Below are 24,983 nucleotides of genomic sequence, written 5' to 3'. Positions count from 1 at the left end.
GAAGGACGAAAGGGTAACAGAGAAAACGTCTCTAAGCCCTTTTTAGTAAAAAGAAGGACGAAAGGGTAACAGAGAAAACGTCTCTAAGCCCTTTTTAGTAAAAAGAAGGACAAAAGGGTAACAGAGAAAGCGCCTCTAAGCCCATTTCAGCAAAAAGAAGGACGAAAGGGTAACAGAGAAAGCGTCTCTAAGCCCTTTTTAGCAAAAAGAAGGACGAAAGGGTAACAGAGAAAACGTCTCTAAGCCCTTTTTAGTAAAAAGAAGGACGAAAGGGTAACAGAGAAAACGTCTCTAAGCCCTTTTTAGTAAAAAGAAGGACGAAAGGGTAACAGAGAAAGCGCCTCTAAGCCCTTTTTAACAAAAAATGCAAAGCTAAAATCCCAAAAAAGCAACAGATAATAACGACGATACGGTATGCTAATGACAAAAATGACGAAAGTGCCTATTGTATGAGTGCTTTCTTTTTTTATTTTTTTGTAGTAAAATTAGTACTAGGTACTAATAACTTGTAATAGTATATAGGAGGAATAAGAATGACTTTTTCATTAAAGGGCAAAACCTATGTTGTCATGGGTGTTGCAAATAAAAGAAGTATTGCATGGGGAATTGCGACTTCCTTGCATAAAGCTGGTGCTCGGTTAATTTTCACTTATGCAGGGGAAAGATTAGAAAAAAGCGTTCGTGACCTTGTTGCTACTTTAGATTCATCAGATAGTATTGTGTTACCATGTGATGTTACTAATGATCAAGAAATTGCCACTTGCTTTGAAGCAATAAAAAAAGAAGTTGGGGTAATTCATGGGATTGCTCATTGCATCGCTTTTGCTCATAAAGAAGAATTACAAGGCGACTATATGAATACAACAAGAGACGGTTTTTTACTTGCGCACAATATTAGTTCCTATTCATTAACCGCGGTTGCTAAAGAAGCAAAAGGCTTAATGACAGAAGGCGGAAGTATTGTTACATTAACTTATTTAGGCGGAGAGCGTGCAATTAGAAATTATAATGTAATGGGTGTTGCAAAAGCTTCCTTGGATGCAAGCGTTCGTTATTTAGCTGCTGATTTAGGAAAAGAAGGTATTCGTGTGAACTCTATTTCCGCAGGGCCAATTCGCACATTATCTGCAAAAGGAATTAGTGATTTCAATTCCATTTTAAAAGAAATCGAGGAGCGTTCTCCACTTAGAAGAACAACAACTCCAGAAGAAGTAGGAGATACAGCATTGTTCTTGTTTAGTGATCTAGCAAGAGGAATAACTGGAGAGAATATTCATGTAGATTCAGGTTTCCACATTGTTGGTTAATTCAATTAAAGACAACTCATCAGCTGATGGGTTGTCTTATTTTTTGACCAAACCACTTCGTCTTTCCACATACACTTCTTTTCATTTTTTGATAATTAAAGTTACGTATTAGGCAAATCATGCATACATTAGGATGAATCCTATAAAAAATATGGTTAATGTTTTAGGAGGTGAAAATTGTGTACAGTGAGAATAGTAAGCCTTATCTTTCTCAGTCTGGTACCAAAAAGATGGAAGGCAATATGCAAGTAAGCTATTCTGCAAAAATTGCTAAACAGAAGCAATACAAAGAACTGATGGAGAAAAAGCAAAAAGAAGAAATGCTCCAAGAGATCAAAGAAACAAAAGAGCTCTCAAAAGAAGGAGCGGAAAAGCAAGCCTCCACAATGAATACCCAGGAACAAATGCAAAATTATCAGGAGCAGCAAGTGGAAAAATCTCCAAGAAAACCTGCCTTTAAACGGTTAAAAAGCTTTAAAGAGATGGAGATAGTCGAGAAATTAGAGTACTTACTTAATTTTCCTAAGCAGTTGCCACCAGTCCCGTGTATTGTTATAACGGCTAATGAGAATATTCGTGGATTTATAGTTGGTTTAACAGACGGAAATGTTGATATAAAACTAATGGATCAGTCGATCGTCACCTTAAAAATAGCTGTGATTCAAGAAGTAAGAATGATTGGTATTTAATTAATTCATCGCATTAATGGAGTTATTTCAAATTAGATGGTGTATAAATATATTACATACAGTAATCTACGAAATTGGTTACTGCTAATGATATATTTATAACCGTTCATTGATTTGGAATAACTCCTTTTTCTTTTGGTAATTTATCAACATTCGGAGTTTAATGTTAATATTAAATTAAACGAATATAAAAGTATTGAATTAGGTAAACTTTGGTAGATTGAGAACTGCGGAAAAAAGGATGAATTAAATTCTTTAACTAGATATATTGAAGGAAAAAATAATAGCAAAAAGGGAGACATTTTATGACTACTTCAAAAAAAATTTTAAGAACATGCGATAAGGGACACAAATACTTTAAAAGCAGCGATTGTCCAACCTGCCCGATTTGTGAGACAGAACGCAAACCTAATAATGGATTTCTTTCATTGCTATCGGCACCAGCAAGACGTGCATTGGAAAACAATGGGATAACATCGCTGAAGGAGCTATCAAAATATAGCGAGAAAGATATTTTGCAATTTCACGGAATGGGACCAGCTTCTTTACCAAAACTTAGGTCTGTATTAAAAGAAAACGGGTTATCATTCAAAGACTAAACACAAGGATTACTAATCAAACAAGGCGTTTTTGACAAATTCAGTATTTTTTCCTCCCTATGATAGATGCCTTCTCTTGAAAAAGATTAGCTTTATAATCACCGCTTATCATACTGAGAGGGGAATGAAATGCGTTTTTGCTTTGAGATAATATGTAATTTTGAATTCTTTTTAAAAAAATTTTCACCACATAATCGAAACTGCTTATTATGCGGCCCCCCTTTTATTGTCCAATATTCAACAAATTTGTGAATCGAGATGATTAGGTTTGTCTTGTAACATGGTAACTCCTTTCCGTGCATAAAATGTAATGAAAAAAAAGAAAGGAGTAAACATAAAAATGGAGGAGCCATGATAGACGTCCTCCGAGGGTAAAGCATATAAATTTTATCGTTATTAGTCACAAACATTTAAGTCAACGTCAGCGATACATTGAACTGCGCAGAAGCATTTTAAGTCAACTGTAATGCAGCTTGAAGTGCGAACAAAACCTTCTAATTCACAAATTTTGCTTAAATCGATTCCTTTGTGTCCAACGATATCAAGTGTTTCTCCGTCTTTACCGATTGGAGCAAGTACTCTTAATACTGCACAGCAGTTATCAAAAACATCCTCTACTCGGAAAAAGATAGAAACGCAGTTGCAGTCTGAACCTGTATAAAATGCATGGAATGGAGAGCCATCAGCAGAACTTAAAACGAATACACGAGTATCAGCTTTTTTACGCTTTGTTGGAGATACAAGTGATCCTAGTGGCTCTGAGAAACAGTTAGTTTCGCATTCGCAAGTGTCTTCAGCGTTATCTTGGATATCTTTAATGGCACGAACCACTTCGCAAACACAGCTGGATGTACCGTAAATATCTTCTTTTTTTCCACAACCCATAATTGTTTTCCTCCTTGTTTGTTTCTTTCTTTATGTTTCTTACATTACTAACATATTGCCGAAGAGCCTTATGGGTTACGGACAAACGCCTTTTTTCTCAAAATTTGGGCATCTGACTATCCGTTTACTATTTCTTGGTCGATTGGAGGGGAGAATCTAGATGGATATCCAATGGATGGAGTTTTTTTTATTAATTTTGGCAAGCTTTCGTCTAACGAGATTAATTGTTTTTGATCGAATCACAGAATCTTTCCGTAAGTTGTTTTTAGATGAAGTAGAGGAACAGAATAATGATGGGCAAACAGAAGTTTATATAGTTCCTAAATCTGGAAAAATCCGTGGTTTCTTTGGAGAGTTAATTAGCTGCTATTGGTGTACTGGTGTGTGGGTCGCAATCTTCCTTACCCTTTTATATTATATCTTTCCAAGCATTTGTGGACCTTTTGTGCTTGTCTTTGCGATAGCAGGAGGAGCTTCCTTAATTGAAGCTATCTTACAAAGAGTGTTTGTTGATTAACTGCATTAGGTAGGCTAGTTGTTTACACATGCATTTCATTCCGTCATACAATGTGTTAAGGCACGTTTGAGAACAGTGTTTTTATTCGTGTATAGATATTATTATTGGAGGGATTGAGTTGCTGGAGAAAAAAGTATTTAAAGTAAAAGGGACAGAAAAGCCGAAAGCAACAACTAAAACAAAAAAGAAAAAATCAGGATGTAATTGCGGAAAAAAATCTGCAAAATAAGGAGAATACCCGACTTTGAGCGGGTATTTTTTATTTTAAAAAAGAGTTTGTAAAAATTGGATTTTAATTGTTAGAGAAACCTCTAATAATTAAAGCTTAAAAAGAAGAAAATATAAACATCAATTCATCATTTACATAGGAAGGGAAGAATATGACGAATAAAAAGCACGCTTTTTTGATATTGATTTTTAGCTTATGTGTTTTCTTAACTGGTTGTGAGAAAGAAACGCCGAATAGCAGATGGTCTATGCTGAAAAAGGTAGATCCAGAACCAGTTGTTATCTATACAGAATCCGACGAAGCAGGTCAAAAAGAATTGGTCCAAGGGATAAAGGAAGAAACAAATACCATTTCGTCCATTTATGATGTAGCAGTAGTTAAAGGCAAGAAGGATACGTTAGTAGCCTATAAAGTGAAACAGATGGCTCGTTTTAAAATGAAAAGTATTGAAAAAGAATTAACGGAAAAGCTGGAATCTAAATATCCAGAGGAGAAATTTACGGTTTCTAGTGACTTTAAAATTTTCTTAGAGACAATGCGCTTAAGGGATAAAATCCAAGATTCGGAATTTAGTGAAGAAAAAGCAGACAAGCGTTTGAAAGAAATTATTAAATTAAATAATGAGTTAACGTAAGGAGGGGATAAAATGGCAGACAGTAAGAAAAAAAACAAAACACCAGAGCAACAGCAATATGAAAAATTTGAACAACAATATGAAACAAAACGGCCGGTTTTAAAAAATTGCATAAAAGCATTTTTTGTCGGCGGATTAATATGTATGATTGGCCAGATTATTTCTTATTTCTACATTTACTTTTTCCATTTTACAGAGCAAACATCAAGCAACCCTACAACAGCTACAGTCATATTTCTTTCGATGTTATTAACTGGTTTTGGTATTTATGATCGTTTGGGCCAGTTTGCAGGAGCAGGAAGTGCTGTACCTGTATCAGGATTTGGTAATAGCATCATTTCAGCAGCGATTGAACATCGTACAGAAGGATTTGTACTTGGAGTTGGTGGAAATATTTTTAAGCTCGCTGGTTCCGTTATTTTATTCGGTGTATTTTCAGCCTTTGTGGTCGCGCTTATTAAAACAATATTCATTCTAATGACGGGGGGATTCTAATGCTTCAAGGTAAACAGTCCTGGGTATTTCAAAATCATCCAGTAATAAAAGCTACCGGCGTATCAGGAGGTCCCTTTGAAGCAAATGGAAGGTTAGCTAATGATTTTGATATTTTACATGATGATTTATGGATGGGGAAAACCTCTTATGAACAGGCTCATCGGATCTTACTAGAGGAAGCTGCACAGACAGCTTTTAAAAAAGGGGAAGTAAAGCCAGAAGATATCCAGTTTTTTTTAGCTGGTGATTTAATTAATCAAATTACCCCTTCAAGCTTTGCGGCAAGAGACTTGAAAATCCCTTATTTCGGTTTATTTGGTGCCTGCTCTACATCTATGGAAGGTCTTGCTCTTGCTTCCTTCATGGTGAATTATCAGGGTGCTACGAATGTATTAACAGGTGCCTCTAGTCATAATGCAGCGGTTGAAAAGCAGTTTCGTTATCCAACTGAATATGGTGGGCAAAAACCACCGACAGCACAATGGACTGTAACTGGTGCAGGTGTGGCGTTAGTGACAAGTAGACAATCAGTTGGGCAATTACCTTACACAACCTCTGCCACAATTGGCAAAGTGGTTGATATGGGATTAGCAGATCCATTTAATATGGGGGGAGCAATGGCTCCAGCAGCTGTAGATACAATACTTGCACACTTTCAAGATTTAAAAATTGATCCCTCTCACTATGATTTAATTGTCACAGGTGATTTAGGAAGAATCGGGAGAGAAACCGCGATAGCTTTATTAAAAGAAAAAGGATTGAGTATAGATGAAAATAAATTTAAAGACTGTGGGTTATTGGTTTATACAAAAGATCAGCCGGTCCAATCTGGAGGAAGTGGAGCGGGATGTTCAGCAACTGTGCTCTATGGACATTTATTAAATGAAATGAAAAAAGGCACCTACAAAAGGATTCTTCTAGTCGCAACAGGTGCGCTTCTTTCCCCATTAACCGTGCAACAAAATGAAACGATACCTTGTATCGCTCACGCTGTATCGATTGAAATTTAATAAATCAGTAGGATAATTTCTTTCCTACTGATTGTCGCATGGAAGAAATATAGGAAAAAGGAGGAATAGGGATGCTCCCAATGTTTTTTTGGGCCTTTGTTATAGGAGGTATAATTTATGTTATTGGACAGCTTATGTTTGATGTTGCTAAGCTAACTCCTGCACATACGTTAACAACATTAGTCGTAGTAGGTGCGGTACTGGATGGATTTGGATTATATGAGCCATTTGCCGATTTTGCAGGTGCAGGTGCTACCATTCCGATAACGAGTTTTGGAAATGCATTAGTACATGGAGCAATGCAAGAAGCTGAAAAGCATGGCATTGTTGGTGTATTAACAGGGATGTTTGAAGTAACGAGTTCAGGGATATCTGCGGCTATTATATTCGGTTTTATCGGTGCTCTAATTTTTAAACCAAAAGGGTAAGAATATGTGAAAATTCTTTATTTTTTGATTAATGGTAGGAAATTTATGATAGTTCCTTATGCATGGAAAGTAAAGGAATGGACACTCATGACAATCGTACATTCTATTCGTTATTAGTAGCTTGCCTATACATAAACTTCAATTCTCCATATTCTGATAATGAGTATAAGGAGAAGCGAGGTGAAGTAGGAATGTGTTATGGCGGATATGGCTATGGTGGCGGCTATAGCGGAGGAGGAATCTCTTCTTTTGCTTTAATCGTTGTTTTATTTATCTTGTTAGTAATCGTAGGAGCTAGCTTCTACAACTAATCATGGGAAAAGGGGGCTCTCTTTTAAAGAGAGCTCCTTTTATATTTTTGAATTTTAGTATGGAGCTCTCAATAGCAATAACCTGCTACGCCTCTTAATCATTTTTGCCTTTTCTCTTCACCGGGTTTTCACCTTTTTTCTATTGCTTCATACAATGTAAAGTAGCTCACCTAAGGAGGAAACACGTGTATGAACAATAATTTCTTTAAAAACATAGAATCAAAAACTGGCGTAAATATGAAAGATATTTTGGAACTAGCAAATTCCTTACAAAACGCAAATTTTAAAGATGAAAAAACAGTGAGAAGTGTTATTCGAAGAGTATCACAAATTGCTGGTAAATCTGTACCAAAGCAAACAGAGGATAAAATAGTTGAATCTATTGTAAAAGACGGCAAGCAGCTGGATTTTAATACGCTATCTAAAATGATTAACAAAAAGTAAGAGGAAAACGGGTAACTGATCAAAATCTCTGAAAAGTTACCCTATTTTTTGTTTGTCCAATGAACAATAGTGTTTTACGATGGCTTTTAAAATTAATGTAATTGAACAAAAGGAGACATCGACAAGGGCGATAAAAAACGTGATTCCTTAGCTTTTTTTCCTCTTAGATACATAGGAATGGACAGAAATAGTTCTTTTTGTGCCCTTGTCATCGCAACATAAAGAAGCCGACGCTCTTCTTCAAGGGGGAAAATATTATTATTTCGGAATGACTCTAATGCAAAGTCATGAGGGATAGACCCATCAACCGCACCGAGTATATAAACGGTTTTATACTCTAATCCTTTTGCACGATGAATAGTACTTAAGGTAATTACGTTGGATTCATTTTTATATTGCTTGCGTAATTCTTCATTCATCGCCATCATATGATCCGTATATTGCACAAATTCTTTAATGGAATTAAATTTTCGTGCAACGACCTTTAAATCGCGAATATCGTCAGACCCTTTATCCCATTGATTCCCTTCATTTCCTCGTTTTTTAATAAATTCCTGAAAGCCTAATTCTTTTTCTATATAATTAATGGCATCAAGCGGAGAACGATTTATTAATCCCTTTAATGTATTTGGAATTTTTTTTAGCTTGCTTTCTTGAAAGGCAAACCCTGTTTTAATAAAATGGAGGCAATCTAAAAAGCTGCAATCTTCTAAAATACTCGTTGCTTTAATATCCTGCAAAACGGATTTTTTCAAAAAGAGAGTAGGCAGGATATCACCAACAGCTTGTTGGTTATCTGGATCATCAATGAGTTTTAAATAGGACAACATGCTTTTTACGATAAACCTTTGGTAGAAGGAACCAGTATCCTGTTCCAATCTAAATGGTAAACTAGAGGATGCTAATCGCTCAAACATGGCACGACTATTCGTGTTTGTACGAAAGAGAATGGCAAAATCCCTTGGCTCATAACCTAATTTTATCTTTTCCTGAATATCTGTCAAAATCATCGTCGCTTCTTCTTCTTCGTCATAAGGATAGAACCCAATTGGGGGCTTTCCTGAATATCCTGTAATCATTTTTTTAGCACGTCTCTTTGTATTTTTGCTAATGGTTGATTTTGCTGCAGACACAATTTCTTGTGAAGAGCGGTAATTATAATCGAGAATAATTGTCTGTGAATTTGGATAATCTTTTTCAAAATCTAACAGGTATTTTGGATCACTGCCTCGAAAAGAATAGATAGATTGATCATCATCACCCACTGCATAAATGGATTTAGCTGAACCTGCCATTAGCTTTATCCACTCATATTGCACTTTATTTATGTCTTGAAATTCATCTAATAAGAAATGAGTAAAGCGTTTTTGATAGGTTGCTAAAATAGCTGGGTTATCCACAAAAAAACGATAGCCGCCAAGAAGCATATCATCAAAATCATATAGATTTCGTTGTTGTTTTTTCGTCTCATAGCCTATATATAACTGTACAACTTTTTGTTCCCAGTCATTATCAGGCTCCACATTATTGGGGGATAGCATGCTGTTTTTCCATGCGCTTATTAATTGAAGGGCTGCATCAAATGGGAAGTCTTTCTCATCCATTTGCTCTTCCCTTGCTATTTCCTTTAATAAAAGCTCTCTTTGCCAATTACTGCTTAGTAGTTTATTACGTTGCCATTTTTCTCGTTCATGAAAAATCAATATTTGATAGAGAATACTATGGAAAGTTCCAGAAACAATCTTTTGTACTACACTTTTGTTCATCATTGGGTAGTGTAATAATCGTTCCTTCATTTCGTTTGCGGCTTTATTGGTGAAAGTAACGAGCATAATTGTCGACGGATCAACTTTTTTCTCGTGAATTAGAAAAGCGGCTCGCATTGTTAATACTCGCGTCTTACCACTTCCTGCTCCTGCTAGAATAAGAATCGGTCCCTCGTCGATTGTAACAGCTTTACTTTGGGTAGCATCAACTGAATAACCGTTTTGCGCGAGCATATTTAAATAAGATTCCTTTGGATAAGTAACTGGTAGACTATTCGCTAATTCAGATGTATGAATCGTTGCTTTAATAGTCATAGGCGGTTTAAAAGTTGGGCTTTCGGTAACAATTTTTAAAATACTTCTGCTCTTTGGTAATCGAAATCCATTTGTTTTTTCATCGTCTATATCAATGGTAGCAGCTTGTTCTTCCTGAACATTGGATAAGTCTTCTGTCGCACATGGTTGTTTAGAAGAATAATGATAAAAATAGGGAGCACTCTTTATTCCTAAATAAAGCTTTACCGCCTCTCCACATAAAGTGCAGGCAAGAAGCCCATTTTTGCCAGCTTCATAAACTTTCTGCAATTCTTGTCTATCAATTGTATTTAATGAAATGAATCTATCATAATTTAAAGCTGTTAACATAGGAAACCTCGAATCTATTTTTAATACATCTATCCATATCTGTTGTGAAATAATATCTATCATATCAAAAACAAAGGATTGTTTAAAGTGTGGAAAAATGGTTTAACATGTGGGAAAGAAGGGAAAAGATTCTATATATAGAAGGAAAGGACTGATTAAGATGGGATATATCTTACCAATCACTCATTTTCAAGCAGAGCAGTATGCGGTGAGAGATATTGTCAGCAAAACAAAAATCTATAAAAAAGAAGCTACATATCCTGTGGCCAAGATTGCTAATCTTCCAGCTAATCAAGAGGAGAAATCTTCTTCCAAGCCTTTTTCTCCAAAAAACAACATGCATGAATTAAAAGTAGCCAATGAGCAGCTAATTGCTCAATTAACTGGAAAGGGTACTTATTTTCATGCACAAGTATAAAGGAAATTACTTCATATCATAGCTCTGTACATATAAGGGAGAGCCTTCGCGCCATTCTGCATAAAGGATATCTTTATAAGATGGAATATTTTGGCTGTTTAATTCTTTCATTAATTGGTCCTCGGACCAGCCTATTCGAGGTAAGTTTTCTCTTATGATTTCACCATCTAAAATGACACTTATCGGAAGTGAAGTGGTTTCAATTGGTATTTTCATATCTTGCTTAGTCGGATTTGAATATGCAGATTTCTTTAATACACTTATGGTGCCGTCCGTTTCTAAAATAGCATAAGCACACTCGGCAATCGAAAATACATCTTTTGCACGGAGTAAATGTTGTAACTGGTTTATATCCAAATGGTTTTTCTTAAGTTCATGAAAATCAATTTTGCCTTTATTTATAACAATAGATGGCTTTCCTTCGAATAGCTGTCTAGTTTTTCGGAATTTTTGTGTAATAAATTCTGTAACATAGATTAAAGCTCCCCAAAGCAGGATAGAATAGGTAATTTCTTTAATTCCTGTTTCTGTATCATACATAGCATTCCCTACAAGCTCCCCTAGTACCAAAACAGAAACAAAGTCAAAGGTAGTAATCTGAGTGATTTGGGTTTTTCCTAAGATTTTTGTTAAAAGAAGCAACAAAAAATATCCGATAATAAGTTCACTAAATATATGTTTGAATTCCATGCAACCCACCCTTTCCAACATCTATTTTAGGCAAATCCATGAAAGTTAAACCTAAAGCTTTAGGTTGTAAATAAAAAGGCTGCCCAATTATGATGCTCTAATCGATATCCTTTTAGAGGAAAGATTGCATCTTGGGACAACCAAATAACATTATAATTTTTTTATCATTGTTTTATGAGGAATACCGGCATCTAAAAATTCCTCGGAAATAACTTCATATCCTAGTTTGCTATAAAATGGAATAGCATGTGTTTGAGCATTAAGCTTTAAAGCAGGAGTACCGTTATTTAAGGCATATTCTTCTATTTTATTCATGACCGCTTTCCCAGCGCCACCTTTTCGATTGGTAGATAGGATACATATTCTTTCCACTTTTCCATACTCATCGAATGATCGATAGTGACCAGCACCTATTGGTTTTTTATTGTCATCATAAAGTACAAAATGTGTACTGTTCTGTTCGAATTCATCTATTTCTTCTTCGACTGGTACATGTTGTTCTTTTACAAATACTGTTTTACGTACAAAGTATGCATCTTCTAATTCTTTATCTGTTTTCACGACGATTACTTCCACTTTTTCACGATTCCTTTCCTAACCTAAAAGTTTCATAAACAGTCCATGATCCATTTTCCAATTCATAAAGCAAATGGAAGCGGTCTGATTTTTCCTCAAAATGAAAGTTTTGCATCCGTAAATTGCTGTATAAATCCAAATGCTCATCACTCGATAAATTTTGGCCAAGAGTAATATGTGGAACAAATGGATGCTCTGGACTAACTCCCAATGTACTAATTAGCTCTTGATGAAGGTGTTCTAAATCAGAATTTGGTTCAATCTTTAAATAGACCACATTGCTGACGGGTTTAAAAGAACTTACTTTTGATACTTTTATAGGAATAGAATGATAATGACTTGCAATCGTTGCAAGTTTCTTACTTACTTCTCCAATTTCTTCGTTTCCCGCTTCAAAATCACCAATTAATGTAATATGTGGCGGGATTAAAGCATACTTCGGATCATATCGTTTACGAAGGGAATTGGCCAAATCCTGCAAGTCTTTTCCAGGAAAAATAGCAATACCATATTTCATTTGATGGACCTCCATTTCATTATAAAAACATTATTTAAAGATATAGAAAATGGACTATCTATTATTACGATTTCAATGTTCTATATGTAAGATATTATAACAAAATTATTCTTTTAAGTTCAAAGATTTCAGAAAAAATCTAATGTTTAGCAAGCAACCCCTCATGTCTTTATACGAGGAGTGACTTTCACGATTGCTTAAAAAAGCTAAACGAAATTAGTTTCCAATTAGGAAGGAAACATTCTTATTAGCATTTTGGCTATATATGGTTGCCAATGCTTCCATGTATGATCTCCATCAAATTCTTCAAAAGTATAATCAGAGTTTGTTGATTTAAGATGATGCGCCATCTCTCTATTTGGTGTAAGGAAATCTTCTGTTGTTTGGATTGTTGTCTTTACGGCAGTTTCACCTGTACCTATAATATGATCAATTTCTAGTAAATGATAGGAATCGAACTTGCGAACGGCTTGTAATACCTTCTCATTTACTAATGGAGATTGCAGCAAGAGTTTGCCAAAGGTATGTGGATATTTTAATGCAGTCATTAAGGATACGGTAGCGCCTAATGAATCTCCAATCAGCCCACGTCCTAATCCCATATGATAAGTTGGAAACTGTTCATCTAGATAAGGAACAAGTTCATGTGCCAAGAAGCGGATATATGCTGTATTTTGAGGGCCATCTGGATGATATTTTTCCCGACGATCATGGACAGACGAATAAGGGACTCCAACAATGATAGTCTCCGCTATTTGATGATTTGCATGTAATTCATCAGCCACTCTTCCAATTCGACCGAATTGAAAATAATCTTTCCCATCCTGTGCGATTAGCAAATGGTATTTATAAAGAGGGGAGAAGGCAGGAGGAAGATTGATTAGTAATGTTATTTCTTCGCCTAATTCTTTGCTAAATAAAGTTTCCTCTTTTATTGTCCCTTTAGTCATCGTTATCCTTATCCTTTCTTTGTCACTGAATTTACCAATAGTGTATCAATAATAATTCTTCATGGATAGTAGGAGGTCAGGTTCACAGAAGGGGAAACTTAAGTTAATCTATATATTGTGTATATTTTGTGAATTTAACACAATATATAGATTTATTAAAAGAAATGCCATTATAATGGGTAAAGATTCCTTTATGAATGGAGTGAGTTAGATGGGCAAGAATGTCCAATTAGTAAGTGAGTTTGATGAAATAATGAAAAACAATAATCAAGACTTTATCCAAGAAAATGCAAATATTGATGGGATGTCACCGATGAGTCATATGATGCAATTTGCTGCTACTGCTTCCAAGTATTATACTATGGAGCATTTGTTAAAGAAAGAGGTGAGAGAGGCACATCAAGAAGGATATATTCATATTCATGATCTTGATTTTTTTTCTTCTGGTACGACAACTTGTTGTCAAATCCCATTAGCAAAAATCTTAAAGAATGGGTTTAATACAGGTCATGGGTTTATGAGAGAGCCTAAATCTATTATGAGTGCAATGGCGCTTACGTCCATCATTTTACAAGCTAACCAAAATCAGCAACACGGGGGACAATCTATCCCAATGTTAGACTATGATCTAGCACCATATGTATATAAAACATACTGCCAAAATAAGCTTCGTTTAAGTGACTTAATAGATGACAGTGAAGAGTTGGAACGTAGTGCTTGGAAATGGACAGAAAGAGAAACTTACCAAGCTTGTGAGGCATTTATACATAATTGTAACTCGATGCATGTGTGACCCGTTTACTAGTGAAAAGCTGGTACAACAATTTTTTATTGTTAGAACTGATATTCTGAGAAGTAGAATGATAGGGCAACGCCTTGAAATGCTTCCTCTGATACTCCGACGTGCCTGATAATGGGTTAACATTTGATGGTACGAAGCTCGGTGAAGTCGGCAGAGAGCAACCGAAAATCTTTTTGATTCGAAACCTATTCAGAGGTGAATAGCGTAGCCTATATGCCGGGAGTCCATAAAATACCTATGGTTAGAATGTGGTTGGCAAACCACCGACGAACCATTGACCTAAAGAGTCTATAGTGTGATATGTAGAAATGCATATGCCTACATTGTTAGGTGCTTGAGGGGTTTAGTAAAATGGTGCATTATGAAACACCCTTCATCATTAAAGGTGATGACGTTCAAGCAGGCTCATAGATGGAACCTAAGGGTATATGAAAGGATAAGAATATCGGAACGGGGAAAGCTCGGAACGCAGAGGATTAACCACCAATGAGGCGTAAATACGGTTCAAAAGCAATTTGTTATAACGTATTAAATCCGAGTGAGAGCGGAGGCACAGTACCTTTGAAGCCATGGAAACATGGTGGAGGGATAGCCTCTAGTCGAAATAGTAAAATCATGGTTCTTTTGTAATAATCATAAGGTTCGAGTATGACTAAGAGAGGTGGTAACACCGACTTATGACTATGGCTAAAAAGAAGAAAAGTCTACGGTACAATGAATATTACAATATTCAGGAAGTCTATGACCAGCTATATCTCGAATCTAATGAAGGCAATGTGTTCAAAAACCTCTATGAAATTATTATTAGCGAGGAAAATATCAAACTAGCATACAGAAACATTAAGAAAAATAGAGGGAGTAAAACTAGTGGTACGAACAGACGAACTATCTTAGATATTGGTGTGGAAAATGTTAACGACGTCATCTCTTACGTTAGAAGAAGGCTTAACAACTATCAACCACAAACAGTAAAAAGGAAATTGATTCCTAAACCAAATGGGGATTTACGTCCTTTAGGAATTCCGACAATTGAAGACAGGCTTATCCAACAATGTATAAAACAAGTCTTGGAACCTATCTGTGAAGCTAAATTCTTTAATGAAAGCTATGGTTTCAGACCAAATAGGAGTACTCAACACGCAATTGCAAAATTTTACAGCTATGTTCACTCCTCCAAATGTTTATACTCTGTAGATGTCGATATTAAAGGATTTTTCGATAATGTTAATCACGGAAAACTTCTAAAACAAATTTGGAGCTTAGGCATTCAAGACAAAAAGTTAATCTCAATAATTAGTAAAATGTTAAAAGCAGAAATGAAAAATGAGGGAAAATCATCAAAAGGTGTACCTCAGGGAGGAATCCTCTCCCCACTTCTGTCAAACATTGTACTAAATGAGCTTGACTGGTGGATTGCTTCACAATGGATTGAATTTCCTGCAAAACAGCGCTGTGGAGGAAATGGTAAGGGGAACTTTAAAAATTTACCTTACAAAAATAATTCAAATAAATTGAATGCACTTAGAAACGGAACCAAATTAAAACAGTGCTTTTTCGTCCGATATGCAGATGACTTCCGAATCCTAACTAATAGCTATGAAAATGCCAAAAAGCTTTATATTGCAACTATCAACTGGCTTAAGGAAAGGTTAAACTTAGAAGTTAACGAAAGGAAATCAAGTATTGTAAATCTTAAGAAAAACTATACAGAGTTCCTTGGCATTAAGATTAAAGTACAAAGGAAGAAAAAACGTTACGTTATCAAATCACATATGGTTGACGAAGAGAAAATTCGAATTAAATCAGAGATACGTAAGAAAATAGACGAAATAGAAAATAGCAACACTCCAAAAGAAGTGTATAAGCTAAACTCACTTATTATTGGGGTGCACAACTACTACAGTATTGCAACCAACGTTAACAGGGACTTCAGTGACATTGAGAACGATACGTTATACAGATTAAAACAGAGATGGAAAAAATGTGTTTCACATCGAGGGCATTTTTCTGAAACATACAAAAAGCACTATGGTCAATATGCTCATCGAAAACAATACTTTATGCATAAAATTGCATTATATCCAATCTCAGGTATCAAGTTCAGGCGACCAACCTTATTTAATAGCAGAATTTCCAATTATACAGATGAAGGTAGAAAGCTTGTTCATGATAAATTAATCAATGTTAATCAATTCGTTCTTAAACATATTATGGAAAATCCTATAGTCTATCGGAGTATTGAATATAATGATAACCGAATTTCGCTATATTCTGCTCAACACGGTAGATGTTTTGTTACAGGATTAGAACTAACAATCAATGATATGGAATGTCATCATAAAATACCAAGACAAAAAGGTGGAACGGATGAATACAGTAACCTAGTATATCTCCTTACCAATATTCACTTGCTAGTACACACTAATAATGACAGGACACAGAAGCGTCTCATTAAGAGATATAGCCTTCAGGAGGAGGAAATGAAAAAGATTAACGAACTCCGAAAGCTAGTGGGAAATTACAACATTACCTTTTAGTAAATTTTTGATTTTACTATTTCGATGGCACGCCGTATGAGCTGAAAGGTTCACGTACGGTGTAGAGTGGGGGAAAACATGGTGATAACTTCAAAATGTTACCTATCACTATTCAAGAGGTGGGGGGCAGACTCCATTTGTTTCAGTAAATTTAGGGACAGATCTATCGAGGGAAGGAAGAATGTTAACAAAGAACTTGCTACTCGCAACACAAGCAGGTCTTGGTGCTGGCGAAACGGCAATTTTTCCTATCATCGTATTTAAAGTGAAGGATGGAATAAATTATCAAAAAGAAAATCCAAACTATGATTTATTTCGTTTAGCAATTGAGACAACAAGTAAAAGATTATTTCCTAACTTTGTTTTTATCGATGCGCCATTTAATTTAGCGTATTATGACGGTACTCCTCATTCAGAAGTTGCAACAATGGGATGCCGAACAAGAGTAATGGGAAATATCCATGGAAGGGAACAAACAATTGGAAGAGGGAATTTATCTTTCACAAGTATTAATCTCCCTTTGCTTGGCTTAGAGTCCAATACAATAGAATCGTTTTTTTATAAATTGAATGAAACGATAGACTTGGTTATTGAACAACTGCTAGAAAGATATCATTACCAAGGAAAGAAAAAAGTAGCAAATTTTAAATTTTTATATGGACAAGGAGTTTGGCAAGGTGGAGAAGAGCTACAGATGGATGCTCAACTAGATGAACTTTTAAAGCAAGGAACATTATCGATTGGGTTTGTTGGTTTAGCAGAGTGTTTAGTTTCTTTGCTTGGTTTTCACCATGGAGAAAGCGAAAAGGCGTATGAGCTTGGTTTGCGCATTGTTCAGTTTATGCGCCAAAAAGCGGATCAAGCAATGGAAAAATATCAGCTGAACTATTCACTGCTTGCAACACCTGCGGAATCCTTTGCGGGAAAAGCATTACGGGCAACTAGAAAGAAGTTTGGAATTATTAGAGGAGTGACGGATAGAGATTATTTTACTAATAGTTTTCATATCCCCGTCTACTATCCAATATCTATTTATGAAAAAATTAAACGGGAAGCACCATTTCATTCTTTAACGAATGCGGGTCATATAACATATGTCGAACTAGATGGTGATGCTAGTAAAAATATGGAGGCGATGGAGAAAATCGTCCGGACAATGAAAGAATCAGGGATTGGCTATGGAAGTATTAATCATCCAGTGGATCGCTGCATAAGCTGTGGCTATAAAGGGATTATTGATAACGAATGTCCTAAGTGTGGAGAAAAGGAAGAGACAAAGATTGAACGGATACGAAGAATTACTGGATATCTTGTTGGATCACTTGATCGTTGGAATACAGCTAAGCGTGCAGAAGAGCGGGAAAGGGTTAAACATCGTTGAGAGTATTATCAATAGTTGAAGATAGTGTTGTCGATGGTCCAGGATTAAGAACTACTATTTTTTTTGCGGGGTGTACTCATTATTGTAGAGGGTGTCATAATCCAGAGAGCTGGCGAATAGATGGAGGAATCGAGATGTCAATTGACGAAATGATGAGTCAATTGAATCGAAATCCATTAAATGATATTACCTTTAGTGGTGGAGAGCCAATGCTACAAATAAGAGAACTTATACGATTAACTAAAAAATGCAAAGAAAATAATAAAAATATTTGGTGCTATACAGGATTTCTCTGGGAAGAGCTAGTGACAGAATTTAAGGAAGAGTTTGCGGAATTAAGTATATATTTAGATGTTTTAGTTGATGGCCGGTTTCTAATCGAACAAAGAGATTTAAGTCTCCTTTATAAAGGAAGTAAAAACCAACGAGTGATAGATTGTCAAAGAAGTTTAAAGCAGCATAAACTGGTTTTATATGGCGAATAGAACAGAAAAGAAAGGCACTTACTATTTTAGTAAGTGCACTTTCATTTATGTCAAACGAGGTTTTTTATTCAATTCTTTGTTATCATCTTCATTTTTAAAGATTGCTTTTCTAACATAAGGCAGTACCCAGCGATCAAGACCGTAATATCCTGCATTTGCTCCAGCAATCATGATAATCATGCCCAATAAGATATCTGTTGGGTTATGAGAAATGGTGCCAGCAAGCAAGAAACAGAAATTCATTAATACTCCAAAGAATGCTGCAGCAGTTGTGAAACAACCTAAAATTAACCCAAGACCGACTAATGTTTCTCCAATAGGAACGAGAACATTAAATAAACCTACATTCGGTAATGCAAATCCTTCTACAAAACTAGTGTACCAGCCATAGACTGCTCCGCCATCTGGACCCATGACTGGGTTAGTAACTGCATTTGTTAAAAATCCAGAAGCATCAAAACCCCCACCAGTAAGTTTACCAAATCCAGAAGTAAACCAAGAATAGCCAAGGAATAAACGAATGATGGTTAAAATGCCAGCTGCAATTTTATTTTCTCTTAAAAATCCGATAAACATAAGAATCATCCTTTTCTTATTTTTCGTTTTTATTATTTACAAGTTAAATATATCAAATACTTATTAAAATAAAATAATAATGTGAATCAATTCACAAATCATTCAAAAGAATATGTCTTAAATGTGAACTTTCTTGATAAGAAAAGTGATTTATGTAACATAATTGTTTAGAAACAGGGTTTAAGCACATAAACTGTTATTCATGATAAAATAATTGCACAAGGAAAAAAAACTATTATTCACATAGAAGATTTTTATAAAGGGGAGACATCAATGACGAAAGTAACCATCATAGCTGGTGGACACAAAATAGACTCAAGATTAACAGGTATCTTACAATATACTGCTGACTTTTTAGAAAAAGAGAAGGTTGAAGTCCACGTCATACAAGTACATGAATTGCCAAGCGCTGCCTTAATTACCGCTGATTTTATGAATAAAGAAATTAAGGAAGCAAGACAAAACGTAGAACAAAGTGATGGAGTGATTGTCCTATCACCTGTATTTCAGGCTTCTTATTCAGGCATCATTAAGACATTTCTAGATCTATTGCCACAAAAGAGTCTTCGAAATAAAACGATACTTCCTTTAATGCTTGGAGGAAGCTATGCTCATTTATTAGTAATAGATTACGCATTGAAACCTGTGTTAGCAAATTTAGGTGCAACCAATATCTTAACAGGAGCCTATGTTACCGATAATCAAATTACAAAGCAAGTCAATCAAAACTATCTACTAGATGCAGATGCGCAAACAAGGATTACTAACCAATTAGAGCACCTACTTGAAGGAGTTTAATAACGGTGTAAAAGTGATGGTTTGCCCGTCACTTTTTATTTTTTTCTAGAATAAGGGAAGAGGACATGGTATGATTGGGGTAGAGGAAAATATTAATACCATGACTTGTTAGCTCAGTGGGAGAGCACTTGCTTGACAGGGAAGGGGTCGTGGGTTCAAGTCCCTCACAGGTCATCAAGAGAAAAGAGTCTTAATTCCTTGTCCAGCAAGGGATTGAGGCTTTTTTTGTTTTTGTTTTACTTTGTACATTTTCTAATGAATACCTTCGTGGCATCCATATGGCATCCAAAAAAGTTATCCCTCTTTTGAAGGCCCAAATAGCGTATCATCCAATTTATCAGAGGCATTTCTTTGCATGTTCGGTAATAGATGACCATAAGTATCCATTGTGGTAGTTATTTTGGAATGACCCATTCTTTCAGCAATTAATTTGATTGGCTCATTTTGATAAATCATTAATGAAGCATGAGAATGCCTTAGATCATGAAACCGAATTTTTGGCAGGTCTGCTTCTTGAATCAGTCTATTGAAAGTTCTGACAAGATTTCTAGGATTGAGCGGTGTGCCAACATTGGAACAAATAACTAAGTCATGATGATTAAATACAGCATTACTATCACCTATAAACTGTTCTTTTTCCCTTTGCATTTTTTGATAATGATCCTTTAAAACTTTAATGGTAGAAGGGGACAAAGCAATTGTTCTAATACTGGAATCAGTTTTTGCGCCTTTTTTTAACCTTTTTCCGTCATGTTCCAGGATTTGTCTAACAAATAAAGTCCTATTATGAAAGTCGATATACTTCCATTGTAGTCCGAGAATCTCACCTTGTCTTAGACCAGTCATGATTGCTAAATAGAATGCGCAGTAAAGACGATCCTCCTTAGCAGCATTTAAGAATTTTTTAATTTGATCAATATCCCAAATGTTTAATTCCTTTTTGCTCACCTTTGGTCTATCAATCTGTTGGGCAACATTCTTTGGCACGTCACCAACTTTGACTGCATAATTTAGACAAGTATTTACTATATTAAAGATTCTTCGGATTGTAGAACCAGCCAATTCCTTTTTATGCATTTCTGCGATCATCTTTTGAATGTGGATAGGTCTTAAATTGGATAAAGGTATTGAGCCAAGGGAAGGCAGAATATGATTAGCTAAACCATATTCATATAATTTAATGGTTTGATTACTAATCGACATTTTCTTTAACGAGAACCAATCCTCCATATAATTTTTAAAAAGTACTTTGGATGGCTCTATATAGGTTCCTTGAATTATTTCAACTTCTATTTTTCTTAATTCTTCAGTAGCTTCTTTTTTTGTTTTAAAACCTCGTGCTTTTTTTTGTTTTCTTTCCCATATTCATTTTTATAATTTAGTATCCAATACCATGTGCCTCTTTTATTATCCTTATAAACCGGCATTTGTAGTTTAACTCCTTTCAAGGTAAAGCCCATCCCTTTTTTAGAGTTACCGATAAATTAAGTATATTCTAAAATGGAAAGGGATGGACGATACAATTAATTCCATTATGGCTATTTATTTGCCTTCAAACCATTTTATAAAAGCGGATTTAGGCACTTTAATTCTTCGGTTCAGCCTAATTACATGGAATTGTCCAGAATTAACTAACTCATAAGCCTGTACTCTACCAATATTGAGGAAGTTTTTTATATCACTTACATCTAAGACATCTGGTAATTGCTGATATTTATTTGTATTATCCATAAAAAGTCCTCCCAAAATAATTTGTGTTTCCAATCATAAGGATAGTAACCATTCATCATGTTTCTCAAGTTCTCTGATCGTTTAATTTTTAAATGGAGAAACTTGTAGCCTGCCTCTCGAATGTATTGTTAAACAAGTTTAGCAGTATAATAGTGTGTTTTTCCAAATTCATTTCTTTTAGAATGGCTGATGGATTGTGTGATAAAAGTTGAGCCTTATCTAAATTATTGTTATTTAGTTTTTGTGAGTGATCCTCTTAGAGTTGTAAGGCTTGAATTCTTGTGAAGTGCGATGTTATTTAATGAGTAAGAACCTTTTTAGTGATAGTTGTTGGAGAATCATCACATTGCTATTGTTTGTTTTCTTTTCTAGATAGATATGCTAGGGTTTTACAGGAATCACTACAGTATTTTTTTCGACCAGATTTTGTAAAGGGGATGCCACAATGTTCACAATCAAGTATTTCTGTATCATTACTAATAAGTTCCCATAAATCATAATAGATTGCTCCTAGTAAATAATTTGTACTATATGATTCCTTCATACGAAATCCGATTTCTGATTTTTCAGATCTAGTAATATTGGAAAAGTCTACATCAATAGCTCCTTTTAAACCATTCCTCACCAAGGTAGTAAATATATATGCCCCTGTTATTTGATCATAAAGTTCATAATCTATATCATCAGTCTTTTCTTCATAGTTAATTGGAATTACGCCGCCCTCTACCCATTCGAAAGAAATTTTTCCATCGGTTTCTTTATATTTTATAAGTTCCCCAATAATATCAATGTTTTGATTTTTATGCTTTTTCTTTAGCATGTTATATAACTTTAATAATTTTTTTATTTGGTTAATATAAAATCTCCAAAAATAGATAGGTTCAAATACTGTTGGTCCATAATCCGTTGTTTTAAAAGAGGGCATTATAACACCTAGTAATCCATATTCCTTTGCAAATTCAAGAATTTCTTTGTCAGATTTTAGAGAAGCAAATTTAGTAGCAAGGCCTTTGGGTTCTTTTAAGGTAAATGTATAATCTTTTGGAAAGGAGAAGATACAAGGGCTATTAGCATTTACTAGTTGATGGTTTATAAAAAAGTCATAATTTGCAGAAGCAGCTCTTCCTTTTGTTAATTGAAGGTGAAATAATCTTTTAAAGTCTGAAACCATCTTTTCTCCATGTGTAGAATCTCTTTCATATATAGCATGAAGGATGGATTCCAACTCTGTTTCACTTAATACAGACGAGTTATACATGTTAATTTGTTCAGGTTGATGAATGGAATAGAATGATAGGCTCAATAATAGTTCCTCCTTAAAAATTTACGTTATTTTACGATATAAATGTGATTTTTTGTTTTTTATGGTAAAAATTTACGTTAAAATGATTATACAACGACAATAATGACAATGGCAAGAGAGGAGAATAAGAGAATGGTAAAAAATGAAGATATTAGAATGGCAATTAAAGAGGCGGGATTAAAACAATGGCAAGTGGCAGATGTATATGGACTATCTGAAGGCAATTTTAGTCGCTTGCTACGTAAAGAGCTACTTCCAGAAAGAAAGGAAGAAGTTTTTATAGCTATTGAAAAAACAAAAGAGAATGTAGAAAAAGGAGAAAAAATTAAATAGCATAAAATGACTTTACTTAGTGATCTACTGGTTCTTTACCTCATGAAAAATTTGGATCTATTCAAGCTCATTTATCACAATAAGAGTCGGAAATGGGGATTATAAATGGTTTTTTTTATGACGTTTTGTAAACTTAAAATTAGCGAAAGCCTTGATGCATTAGAATATTTCTAGTTTACAAGAAAAGGAGCCAAAAGATGAATAAACATTTTACCAAAGACATCAGAATTAACAAGCCTCAAGACATTAGAAGAATGCTAGCAAAGGTAATTAATATTTTGCTTAAGGATGGAGAAATGACTATAGATAAAGCGAAAACAATAGCAACATTATCCAATACAGCTTTGAAATCAATGGAATTAGGGGATTTAGCGGAGAGAATAAACAAGCTTGAAAAAATTTATGAAAACGAGGAATAAAACAAATTACTTACCTTACCATTACAAGGAAATAAACTATTTATTTTTATTCTCAATTTTTCAAAAGGAGAGGTTTTGAATGAGTTTAAAATCCCGACTGAATAATCTTGAGCAAAACATAAAGCCAAAGGAAAAAGATCCAGCTCAAGACTGGAATGAACGTCTTAGAAGGCAAGAGGAAATAGACAGCCTTTCTCCGGCTATCGAACAAGGAAATTTGCAAGCATGTATTCGCTATTGCGAGTTGTCTGAGGAAACTATTCTGGACACCCTATATTCTTACCGAGATGTTTATATTAAGGTTGCTGCAGAATCCAGGGGGGAAGAACCAAATTATACGAAACAAATAAGCATGGATATTTGGTATCAAAATCTAAAGGCCACCTATAGATATCTTAAAGAAAAGGCTGTTTCTCCGGATACAAAGGAACCAATTTTAAAGGTTTGGCAATCTCAGAGTTAAGTCGGTTTGAATAACTTCAGTTCAGTTAAGAAGGGGTAATTATTAGGAATAGCATAAAAAGTGCAAAAATAGCGCCTTTTTATTCGGATAGTGGAGGGAAGTTAGTTTAATAGGGATGATTTTTTCAGATGTGAATGCTTATTTACTTGATCATACGGATATTATCGCTACTAAAAGATATGTGAATATATGGGGACAAGATCTGGAGCACAAGCAAAGTTATATGGATTAAAAATTTAGGTGACATATCCCAATTTGTATTTTACGAATAAATGTTCGGTTTGGTGGGTTAATAAAAGAGATGGCAAATGAGTTTGGCGGCTCTACCATCTCTACACAAAAAAGCAGAAGATTAACTTCTAATTAAATTTTAGCAAGTTTCTTTTTCTGTGTCAAAAGGAGCAAAGGACATGAATTTATTTTCCATAATTGGTGGCAATGCATTTGTTATATTCAATAAAGAACTAGCTCATGAGGTATCCATAAATGGAGCAATTATATTTGGTCAGCTATGCTCCAGTTACGAAAGCTTTGAAAGTAAAAATATGCTCTCTACATACAAAGGAGAGAAGTACTTTTATCTAACAAGTGAAACTATACAAGAAGAGACAGCTCTATCTTATAAGCAGCAAGTAAAAGCTATCAAGGATTTAGAAGAAGCTGGTTACATTAAAACGGTAATTATGGGGTCTCCAGCAAAGAAATACTTCCATATTACTAATAAGATAATGGAACAGTTTACAAAAATCAGTTCTGACAAAAGGGAAGAGTTGAAGAAGGAAAATAAACAGGAGATTAGTGATCTAGGGGCTGCTGAAGATAAATTTAGGATTGACAAAAAAGAAGAGCAAGCATGTATCAAAGTAAGCGTCAAACTATACCCACATGGTTTGACGCTTTTTTATATGCGATAATCTCCTAGAGATTACACATAATGGAGGTTTTGCTATATGAAGAGATCCGATCTTAGAGTTGAATGGGAAAAACGGATTGCTAACTATATGACAAGCGGACTAAGTGCTTCAAATTGGTGTGCAGCCAACGA

28 protein-coding genes, 1 tRNA gene and 2 pseudogenes are annotated in these 24,983 nt (G+C 34.9%); 21 read left to right on the top strand and 10 right to left on the bottom strand.

Annotated elements, in window-relative coordinates:
* The first annotated feature begins 533 nt into the window (after positions 1-533).
* The 3 genes from fabI to ACTQ5K_RS22620 all read left to right on the top strand — a co-directional run bounded on the left by fabI (position 534) and on the right by ACTQ5K_RS22620 (position 2,595).
* Positions 534-1,307: an enoyl-ACP reductase FabI gene (gene fabI / locus ACTQ5K_RS22630; protein WP_031536789.1), complete on the top strand. Its 774-nt coding sequence runs from the start codon at positions 534-536 to the stop codon at positions 1,305-1,307.
* A 179-nt stretch (positions 1,308-1,486) separates the two neighbouring features.
* Positions 1,487-1,996, top strand: a complete 510-nt coding sequence (locus tag ACTQ5K_RS22625; protein ID WP_031536790.1) for a CotO family spore coat protein — start codon at positions 1,487-1,489, stop codon at positions 1,994-1,996.
* Positions 1,997-2,301: 305 nt separating this feature from the next.
* Positions 2,302-2,595: an RNA polymerase alpha subunit C-terminal domain-containing protein gene (locus ACTQ5K_RS22620; protein WP_031536791.1), complete on the top strand. Its 294-nt coding sequence runs from the start codon at positions 2,302-2,304 to the stop codon at positions 2,593-2,595.
* Positions 2,596-2,991: 396 nt separating this feature from the next.
* Here ACTQ5K_RS22620 and ACTQ5K_RS22615 read toward each other — a convergent pair whose 3' ends face one another.
* A complete protein-coding gene (locus tag ACTQ5K_RS22615) occupies positions 2,992-3,480 on the bottom strand; it encodes a CotY/CotZ family spore coat protein (protein ID WP_031536792.1) in 489 nt (162 codons plus the stop codon).
* 160 nt (positions 3,481-3,640) lie between these two features.
* Here ACTQ5K_RS22615 and ACTQ5K_RS22610 point away from each other — a divergent pair, with 160 nt between their 5' ends.
* From ACTQ5K_RS22610 to ACTQ5K_RS22580, 7 genes are all read left to right on the top strand, one after another.
* Positions 3,641-3,997, top strand: coding sequence for a DUF1360 domain-containing protein (locus ACTQ5K_RS22610; protein ID WP_235252272.1), 357 nt, complete (start codon positions 3,641-3,643; stop codon positions 3,995-3,997).
* Positions 3,998-4,377: 380 nt separating this feature from the next.
* The gene (locus ACTQ5K_RS22605) at positions 4,378-4,860 is read left to right on the top strand and encodes a YhcN/YlaJ family sporulation lipoprotein (protein ID WP_349204098.1); all 483 of its coding nucleotides are present in this window, start codon (positions 4,378-4,380) and stop codon (positions 4,858-4,860) included.
* A gap of 12 nt (positions 4,861-4,872) precedes the next feature.
* Positions 4,873-5,355 (top strand): stage V sporulation protein AC, encoded by a 483-nt coding sequence (spoVAC, locus tag ACTQ5K_RS22600; protein WP_031536795.1) that lies wholly within the window; start codon positions 4,873-4,875, stop codon positions 5,353-5,355.
* Positions 5,355-6,365 carry a stage V sporulation protein AD gene (gene spoVAD, locus ACTQ5K_RS22595; protein WP_284561058.1) on the top strand — a complete coding sequence of 337 codons (1,011 nt, stop codon included), beginning with the start codon at positions 5,355-5,357 and terminating at the stop codon, positions 6,363-6,365. The genes spoVAC and spoVAD overlap by 1 nt, the downstream gene beginning before the upstream one ends.
* Before the next feature lie 71 nt (positions 6,366-6,436).
* On the top strand, positions 6,437-6,793 hold the full coding sequence (gene spoVAE / locus ACTQ5K_RS22590; protein ID WP_441994339.1) for a stage V sporulation protein AE: 357 nt from the start codon (positions 6,437-6,439) through the stop codon (positions 6,791-6,793).
* A 191-nt stretch (positions 6,794-6,984) separates the two neighbouring features.
* On the top strand, positions 6,985-7,104 hold the full coding sequence (locus ACTQ5K_RS22585; RefSeq protein ID WP_081836596.1) for a YjcZ family sporulation protein: 120 nt from the start codon (positions 6,985-6,987) through the stop codon (positions 7,102-7,104).
* 189 nt (positions 7,105-7,293) lie between these two features.
* Positions 7,294-7,548, top strand: a complete 255-nt coding sequence (locus tag ACTQ5K_RS22580; protein WP_031536798.1) for a stage VI sporulation protein F — start codon at positions 7,294-7,296, stop codon at positions 7,546-7,548.
* A gap of 92 nt (positions 7,549-7,640) precedes the next feature.
* Here ACTQ5K_RS22580 and ACTQ5K_RS22575 read toward each other — a convergent pair whose 3' ends face one another.
* Positions 7,641-9,959 (bottom strand): ATP-dependent helicase, encoded by a 2,319-nt coding sequence (locus tag ACTQ5K_RS22575; protein WP_349204097.1) that lies wholly within the window; start codon positions 9,957-9,959, stop codon positions 7,641-7,643.
* A 160-nt stretch (positions 9,960-10,119) separates the two neighbouring features.
* On the opposite strand from ACTQ5K_RS22575, the gene ACTQ5K_RS22570 reads away from it, so the two are divergent.
* Positions 10,120-10,377, top strand: coding sequence for a hypothetical protein (locus tag ACTQ5K_RS22570; RefSeq protein ID WP_031536800.1), 258 nt, complete (start codon positions 10,120-10,122; stop codon positions 10,375-10,377).
* Positions 10,378-10,383: 6 nt separating this feature from the next.
* Here ACTQ5K_RS22570 and ACTQ5K_RS22565 read toward each other — a convergent pair whose 3' ends face one another.
* The 4 genes from ACTQ5K_RS22565 to ACTQ5K_RS22550 form a co-directional block, all read right to left on the bottom strand.
* Positions 10,384-11,067 carry a YetF domain-containing protein gene (locus ACTQ5K_RS22565; RefSeq protein ID WP_031536801.1) on the bottom strand — a complete coding sequence of 228 codons (684 nt, stop codon included), beginning with the start codon at positions 11,065-11,067 and terminating at the stop codon, positions 10,384-10,386.
* 150 nt (positions 11,068-11,217) lie between these two features.
* Positions 11,218-11,643 (bottom strand): GNAT family N-acetyltransferase, encoded by a 426-nt coding sequence (locus ACTQ5K_RS22560; RefSeq protein WP_251630021.1) that lies wholly within the window; start codon positions 11,641-11,643, stop codon positions 11,218-11,220.
* Between the two features lie 4 nt (positions 11,644-11,647).
* Positions 11,648-12,160 (bottom strand): 2'-5' RNA ligase family protein, encoded by a 513-nt coding sequence (locus tag ACTQ5K_RS22555; protein WP_031536803.1) that lies wholly within the window; start codon positions 12,158-12,160, stop codon positions 11,648-11,650.
* A 227-nt stretch (positions 12,161-12,387) separates the two neighbouring features.
* Positions 12,388-13,110: an alpha/beta hydrolase gene (locus ACTQ5K_RS22550; RefSeq protein WP_031536804.1), complete on the bottom strand. Its 723-nt coding sequence runs from the start codon at positions 13,108-13,110 to the stop codon at positions 12,388-12,390.
* 211 nt (positions 13,111-13,321) lie between these two features.
* Between ACTQ5K_RS22550 and nrdD (ACTQ5K_RS22545) the strand changes: the two are divergent.
* The 4 genes and pseudogenes from nrdD (ACTQ5K_RS22545) to nrdG all read left to right on the top strand — a co-directional run.
* Positions 13,322-13,897: pseudogene (nrdD, locus tag ACTQ5K_RS22545) on the top strand (anaerobic ribonucleoside-triphosphate reductase); the annotation flags it as partial.
* Between the two features lie 692 nt (positions 13,898-14,589).
* Complete coding sequence (ltrA, locus tag ACTQ5K_RS22540; RefSeq protein ID WP_441132442.1) at positions 14,590-16,449, top strand: group II intron reverse transcriptase/maturase; 1,860 nt, start codon at positions 14,590-14,592, stop codon at positions 16,447-16,449.
* Between the two features lie 88 nt (positions 16,450-16,537).
* Positions 16,538-17,830, top strand: a pseudogene (gene nrdD / locus ACTQ5K_RS22535) (anaerobic ribonucleoside-triphosphate reductase); the annotation flags it as partial.
* Positions 17,827-18,315, top strand: a complete 489-nt coding sequence (gene nrdG / locus ACTQ5K_RS22530) for an anaerobic ribonucleoside-triphosphate reductase activating protein (protein WP_251630026.1) — start codon at positions 17,827-17,829, stop codon at positions 18,313-18,315. The pseudogene nrdD (ACTQ5K_RS22535) and the gene nrdG, both read left to right, overlap by 4 nt.
* Before the next feature lie 45 nt (positions 18,316-18,360).
* Here the strand turns inward: nrdG and ACTQ5K_RS22525 are convergent, their stop codons facing one another.
* A complete protein-coding gene (locus ACTQ5K_RS22525) occupies positions 18,361-18,891 on the bottom strand; it encodes a DoxX family protein (RefSeq protein WP_031536810.1) in 531 nt (176 codons plus the stop codon).
* Between the two features lie 273 nt (positions 18,892-19,164).
* On the opposite strand from ACTQ5K_RS22525, the gene ssuE reads away from it, so the two are divergent.
* Both ssuE and ACTQ5K_RS22515 read left to right on the top strand, forming a co-directional pair.
* A complete protein-coding gene (ssuE, locus tag ACTQ5K_RS22520) occupies positions 19,165-19,689 on the top strand; it encodes an NADPH-dependent FMN reductase (protein WP_251630027.1) in 525 nt (174 codons plus the stop codon).
* Between the two features lie 102 nt (positions 19,690-19,791).
* Positions 19,792-19,863 (top strand) — tRNA-Val (locus tag ACTQ5K_RS22515).
* Positions 19,864-19,983: 120 nt separating this feature from the next.
* Here ACTQ5K_RS22515 and ACTQ5K_RS22510 read toward each other — a convergent pair.
* The 3 genes from ACTQ5K_RS22510 to ACTQ5K_RS22500 all read right to left on the bottom strand — a co-directional run bounded on the left by ACTQ5K_RS22510 (position 19,984) and on the right by ACTQ5K_RS22500 (position 22,723).
* Complete coding sequence (locus ACTQ5K_RS22510; RefSeq protein WP_396953906.1) at positions 19,984-21,054, bottom strand: tyrosine-type recombinase/integrase; 1,071 nt, start codon at positions 21,052-21,054, stop codon at positions 19,984-19,986.
* Positions 21,055-21,231: 177 nt separating this feature from the next.
* Positions 21,232-21,420, bottom strand: coding sequence for a helix-turn-helix domain-containing protein (locus ACTQ5K_RS22505; RefSeq protein ID WP_251630029.1), 189 nt, complete (start codon positions 21,418-21,420; stop codon positions 21,232-21,234).
* Positions 21,421-21,769: 349 nt separating this feature from the next.
* Entirely contained in the window at positions 21,770-22,723 is a 954-nt protein-coding gene (locus ACTQ5K_RS22500; protein WP_251630030.1) for a hypothetical protein, read from the bottom strand.
* A 132-nt stretch (positions 22,724-22,855) separates the two neighbouring features.
* Between ACTQ5K_RS22500 and ACTQ5K_RS22495 the strand changes: the two genes are divergently transcribed.
* The 4 genes from ACTQ5K_RS22495 to ACTQ5K_RS22480 all read left to right on the top strand — a co-directional run bounded on the left by ACTQ5K_RS22495 (position 22,856) and on the right by ACTQ5K_RS22480 (position 24,852).
* The gene (locus ACTQ5K_RS22495) at positions 22,856-23,056 is read left to right on the top strand and encodes an aldo/keto reductase (RefSeq protein WP_251630031.1); all 201 of its coding nucleotides are present in this window, start codon (positions 22,856-22,858) and stop codon (positions 23,054-23,056) included.
* Between the two features lie 197 nt (positions 23,057-23,253).
* Complete coding sequence (locus ACTQ5K_RS22490) at positions 23,254-23,475, top strand: hypothetical protein (protein WP_251630032.1); 222 nt, start codon at positions 23,254-23,256, stop codon at positions 23,473-23,475.
* Positions 23,476-23,554: 79 nt separating this feature from the next.
* Entirely contained in the window at positions 23,555-23,938 is a 384-nt protein-coding gene (locus ACTQ5K_RS22485; protein WP_251630033.1) for a hypothetical protein, read from the top strand.
* A 410-nt stretch (positions 23,939-24,348) separates the two neighbouring features.
* The gene (locus ACTQ5K_RS22480; protein WP_251630034.1) at positions 24,349-24,852 is read left to right on the top strand and encodes a hypothetical protein; all 504 of its coding nucleotides are present in this window, start codon (positions 24,349-24,351) and stop codon (positions 24,850-24,852) included.
* Positions 24,853-24,983 lie beyond the last annotated feature (131 nt).

This window comes from Niallia sp. Sow4_A1, assembly GCF_052116745.1.
In the GTDB taxonomy this organism is placed as follows: domain Bacteria; phylum Bacillota; class Bacilli; order Bacillales; family Cytobacillaceae; genus Niallia; species Niallia hominis.
Note: the sequence above shows the minus strand (reverse complement) of the source record. Positions and strands in the feature narration are given on the sequence as shown.

What these genes read in the sequence shown, in the direction of transcription:
- fabI (WP_031536789.1), top strand. Translation starts at nt 534, where the DNA reads ATGACTTTTTCATTAAAGGGCAAAACCTATGTTGTCATGGGTGTTGCA.
- ACTQ5K_RS22620 (WP_031536791.1), top strand. Translation starts at nt 2,302, where the DNA reads ATGACTACTTCAAAAAAAATTTTAAGAACATGCGATAAGGGACACAAA.
- ACTQ5K_RS22615 (WP_031536792.1), bottom strand. Translation starts at nt 3,480, where the DNA reads ATGGGTTGTGGAAAAAAAGAAGATATTTACGGTACATCCAGCTGTGTT.
- ACTQ5K_RS22610 (WP_235252272.1), top strand. Translation starts at nt 3,641, where the DNA reads ATGGATATCCAATGGATGGAGTTTTTTTTATTAATTTTGGCAAGCTTT.
- ACTQ5K_RS22605 (WP_349204098.1), top strand. Translation starts at nt 4,378, where the DNA reads ATGACGAATAAAAAGCACGCTTTTTTGATATTGATTTTTAGCTTATGT.
- spoVAC (WP_031536795.1), top strand. Translation starts at nt 4,873, where the DNA reads ATGGCAGACAGTAAGAAAAAAAACAAAACACCAGAGCAACAGCAATAT.
- spoVAD (WP_284561058.1), top strand. Translation starts at nt 5,355, where the DNA reads ATGCTTCAAGGTAAACAGTCCTGGGTATTTCAAAATCATCCAGTAATA.
- spoVAE (WP_441994339.1), top strand. Translation starts at nt 6,437, where the DNA reads ATGCTCCCAATGTTTTTTTGGGCCTTTGTTATAGGAGGTATAATTTAT.
- ACTQ5K_RS22585 (WP_081836596.1), top strand. Translation starts at nt 6,985, where the DNA reads ATGTGTTATGGCGGATATGGCTATGGTGGCGGCTATAGCGGAGGAGGA.
- ACTQ5K_RS22580 (WP_031536798.1), top strand. Translation starts at nt 7,294, where the DNA reads ATGAACAATAATTTCTTTAAAAACATAGAATCAAAAACTGGCGTAAAT.
- ACTQ5K_RS22575 (WP_349204097.1), bottom strand. Translation starts at nt 9,959, where the DNA reads ATGTTAACAGCTTTAAATTATGATAGATTCATTTCATTAAATACAATT.
- ACTQ5K_RS22570 (WP_031536800.1), top strand. Translation starts at nt 10,120, where the DNA reads ATGGGATATATCTTACCAATCACTCATTTTCAAGCAGAGCAGTATGCG.
- ACTQ5K_RS22565 (WP_031536801.1), bottom strand. Translation starts at nt 11,067, where the DNA reads ATGGAATTCAAACATATATTTAGTGAACTTATTATCGGATATTTTTTG.
- ACTQ5K_RS22555 (WP_031536803.1), bottom strand. Translation starts at nt 12,160, where the DNA reads ATGAAATATGGTATTGCTATTTTTCCTGGAAAAGACTTGCAGGATTTG.
- ACTQ5K_RS22550 (WP_031536804.1), bottom strand. Translation starts at nt 13,110, where the DNA reads ATGACTAAAGGGACAATAAAAGAGGAAACTTTATTTAGCAAAGAATTA.
- ltrA (WP_441132442.1), top strand. Translation starts at nt 14,590, where the DNA reads ATGACTATGGCTAAAAAGAAGAAAAGTCTACGGTACAATGAATATTAC.
- ACTQ5K_RS22525 (WP_031536810.1), bottom strand. Translation starts at nt 18,891, where the DNA reads ATGTTTATCGGATTTTTAAGAGAAAATAAAATTGCAGCTGGCATTTTA.
- ssuE (WP_251630027.1), top strand. Translation starts at nt 19,165, where the DNA reads ATGACGAAAGTAACCATCATAGCTGGTGGACACAAAATAGACTCAAGA.
- ACTQ5K_RS22505 (WP_251630029.1), bottom strand. Translation starts at nt 21,420, where the DNA reads ATGGATAATACAAATAAATATCAGCAATTACCAGATGTCTTAGATGTA.
- ACTQ5K_RS22495 (WP_251630031.1), top strand. Translation starts at nt 22,856, where the DNA reads ATGGTAAAAAATGAAGATATTAGAATGGCAATTAAAGAGGCGGGATTA.
- ACTQ5K_RS22490 (WP_251630032.1), top strand. Translation starts at nt 23,254, where the DNA reads ATGAATAAACATTTTACCAAAGACATCAGAATTAACAAGCCTCAAGAC.
- ACTQ5K_RS22485 (WP_251630033.1), top strand. Translation starts at nt 23,555, where the DNA reads ATGAGTTTAAAATCCCGACTGAATAATCTTGAGCAAAACATAAAGCCA.
- ACTQ5K_RS22480 (WP_251630034.1), top strand. Translation starts at nt 24,349, where the DNA reads ATGAATTTATTTTCCATAATTGGTGGCAATGCATTTGTTATATTCAAT.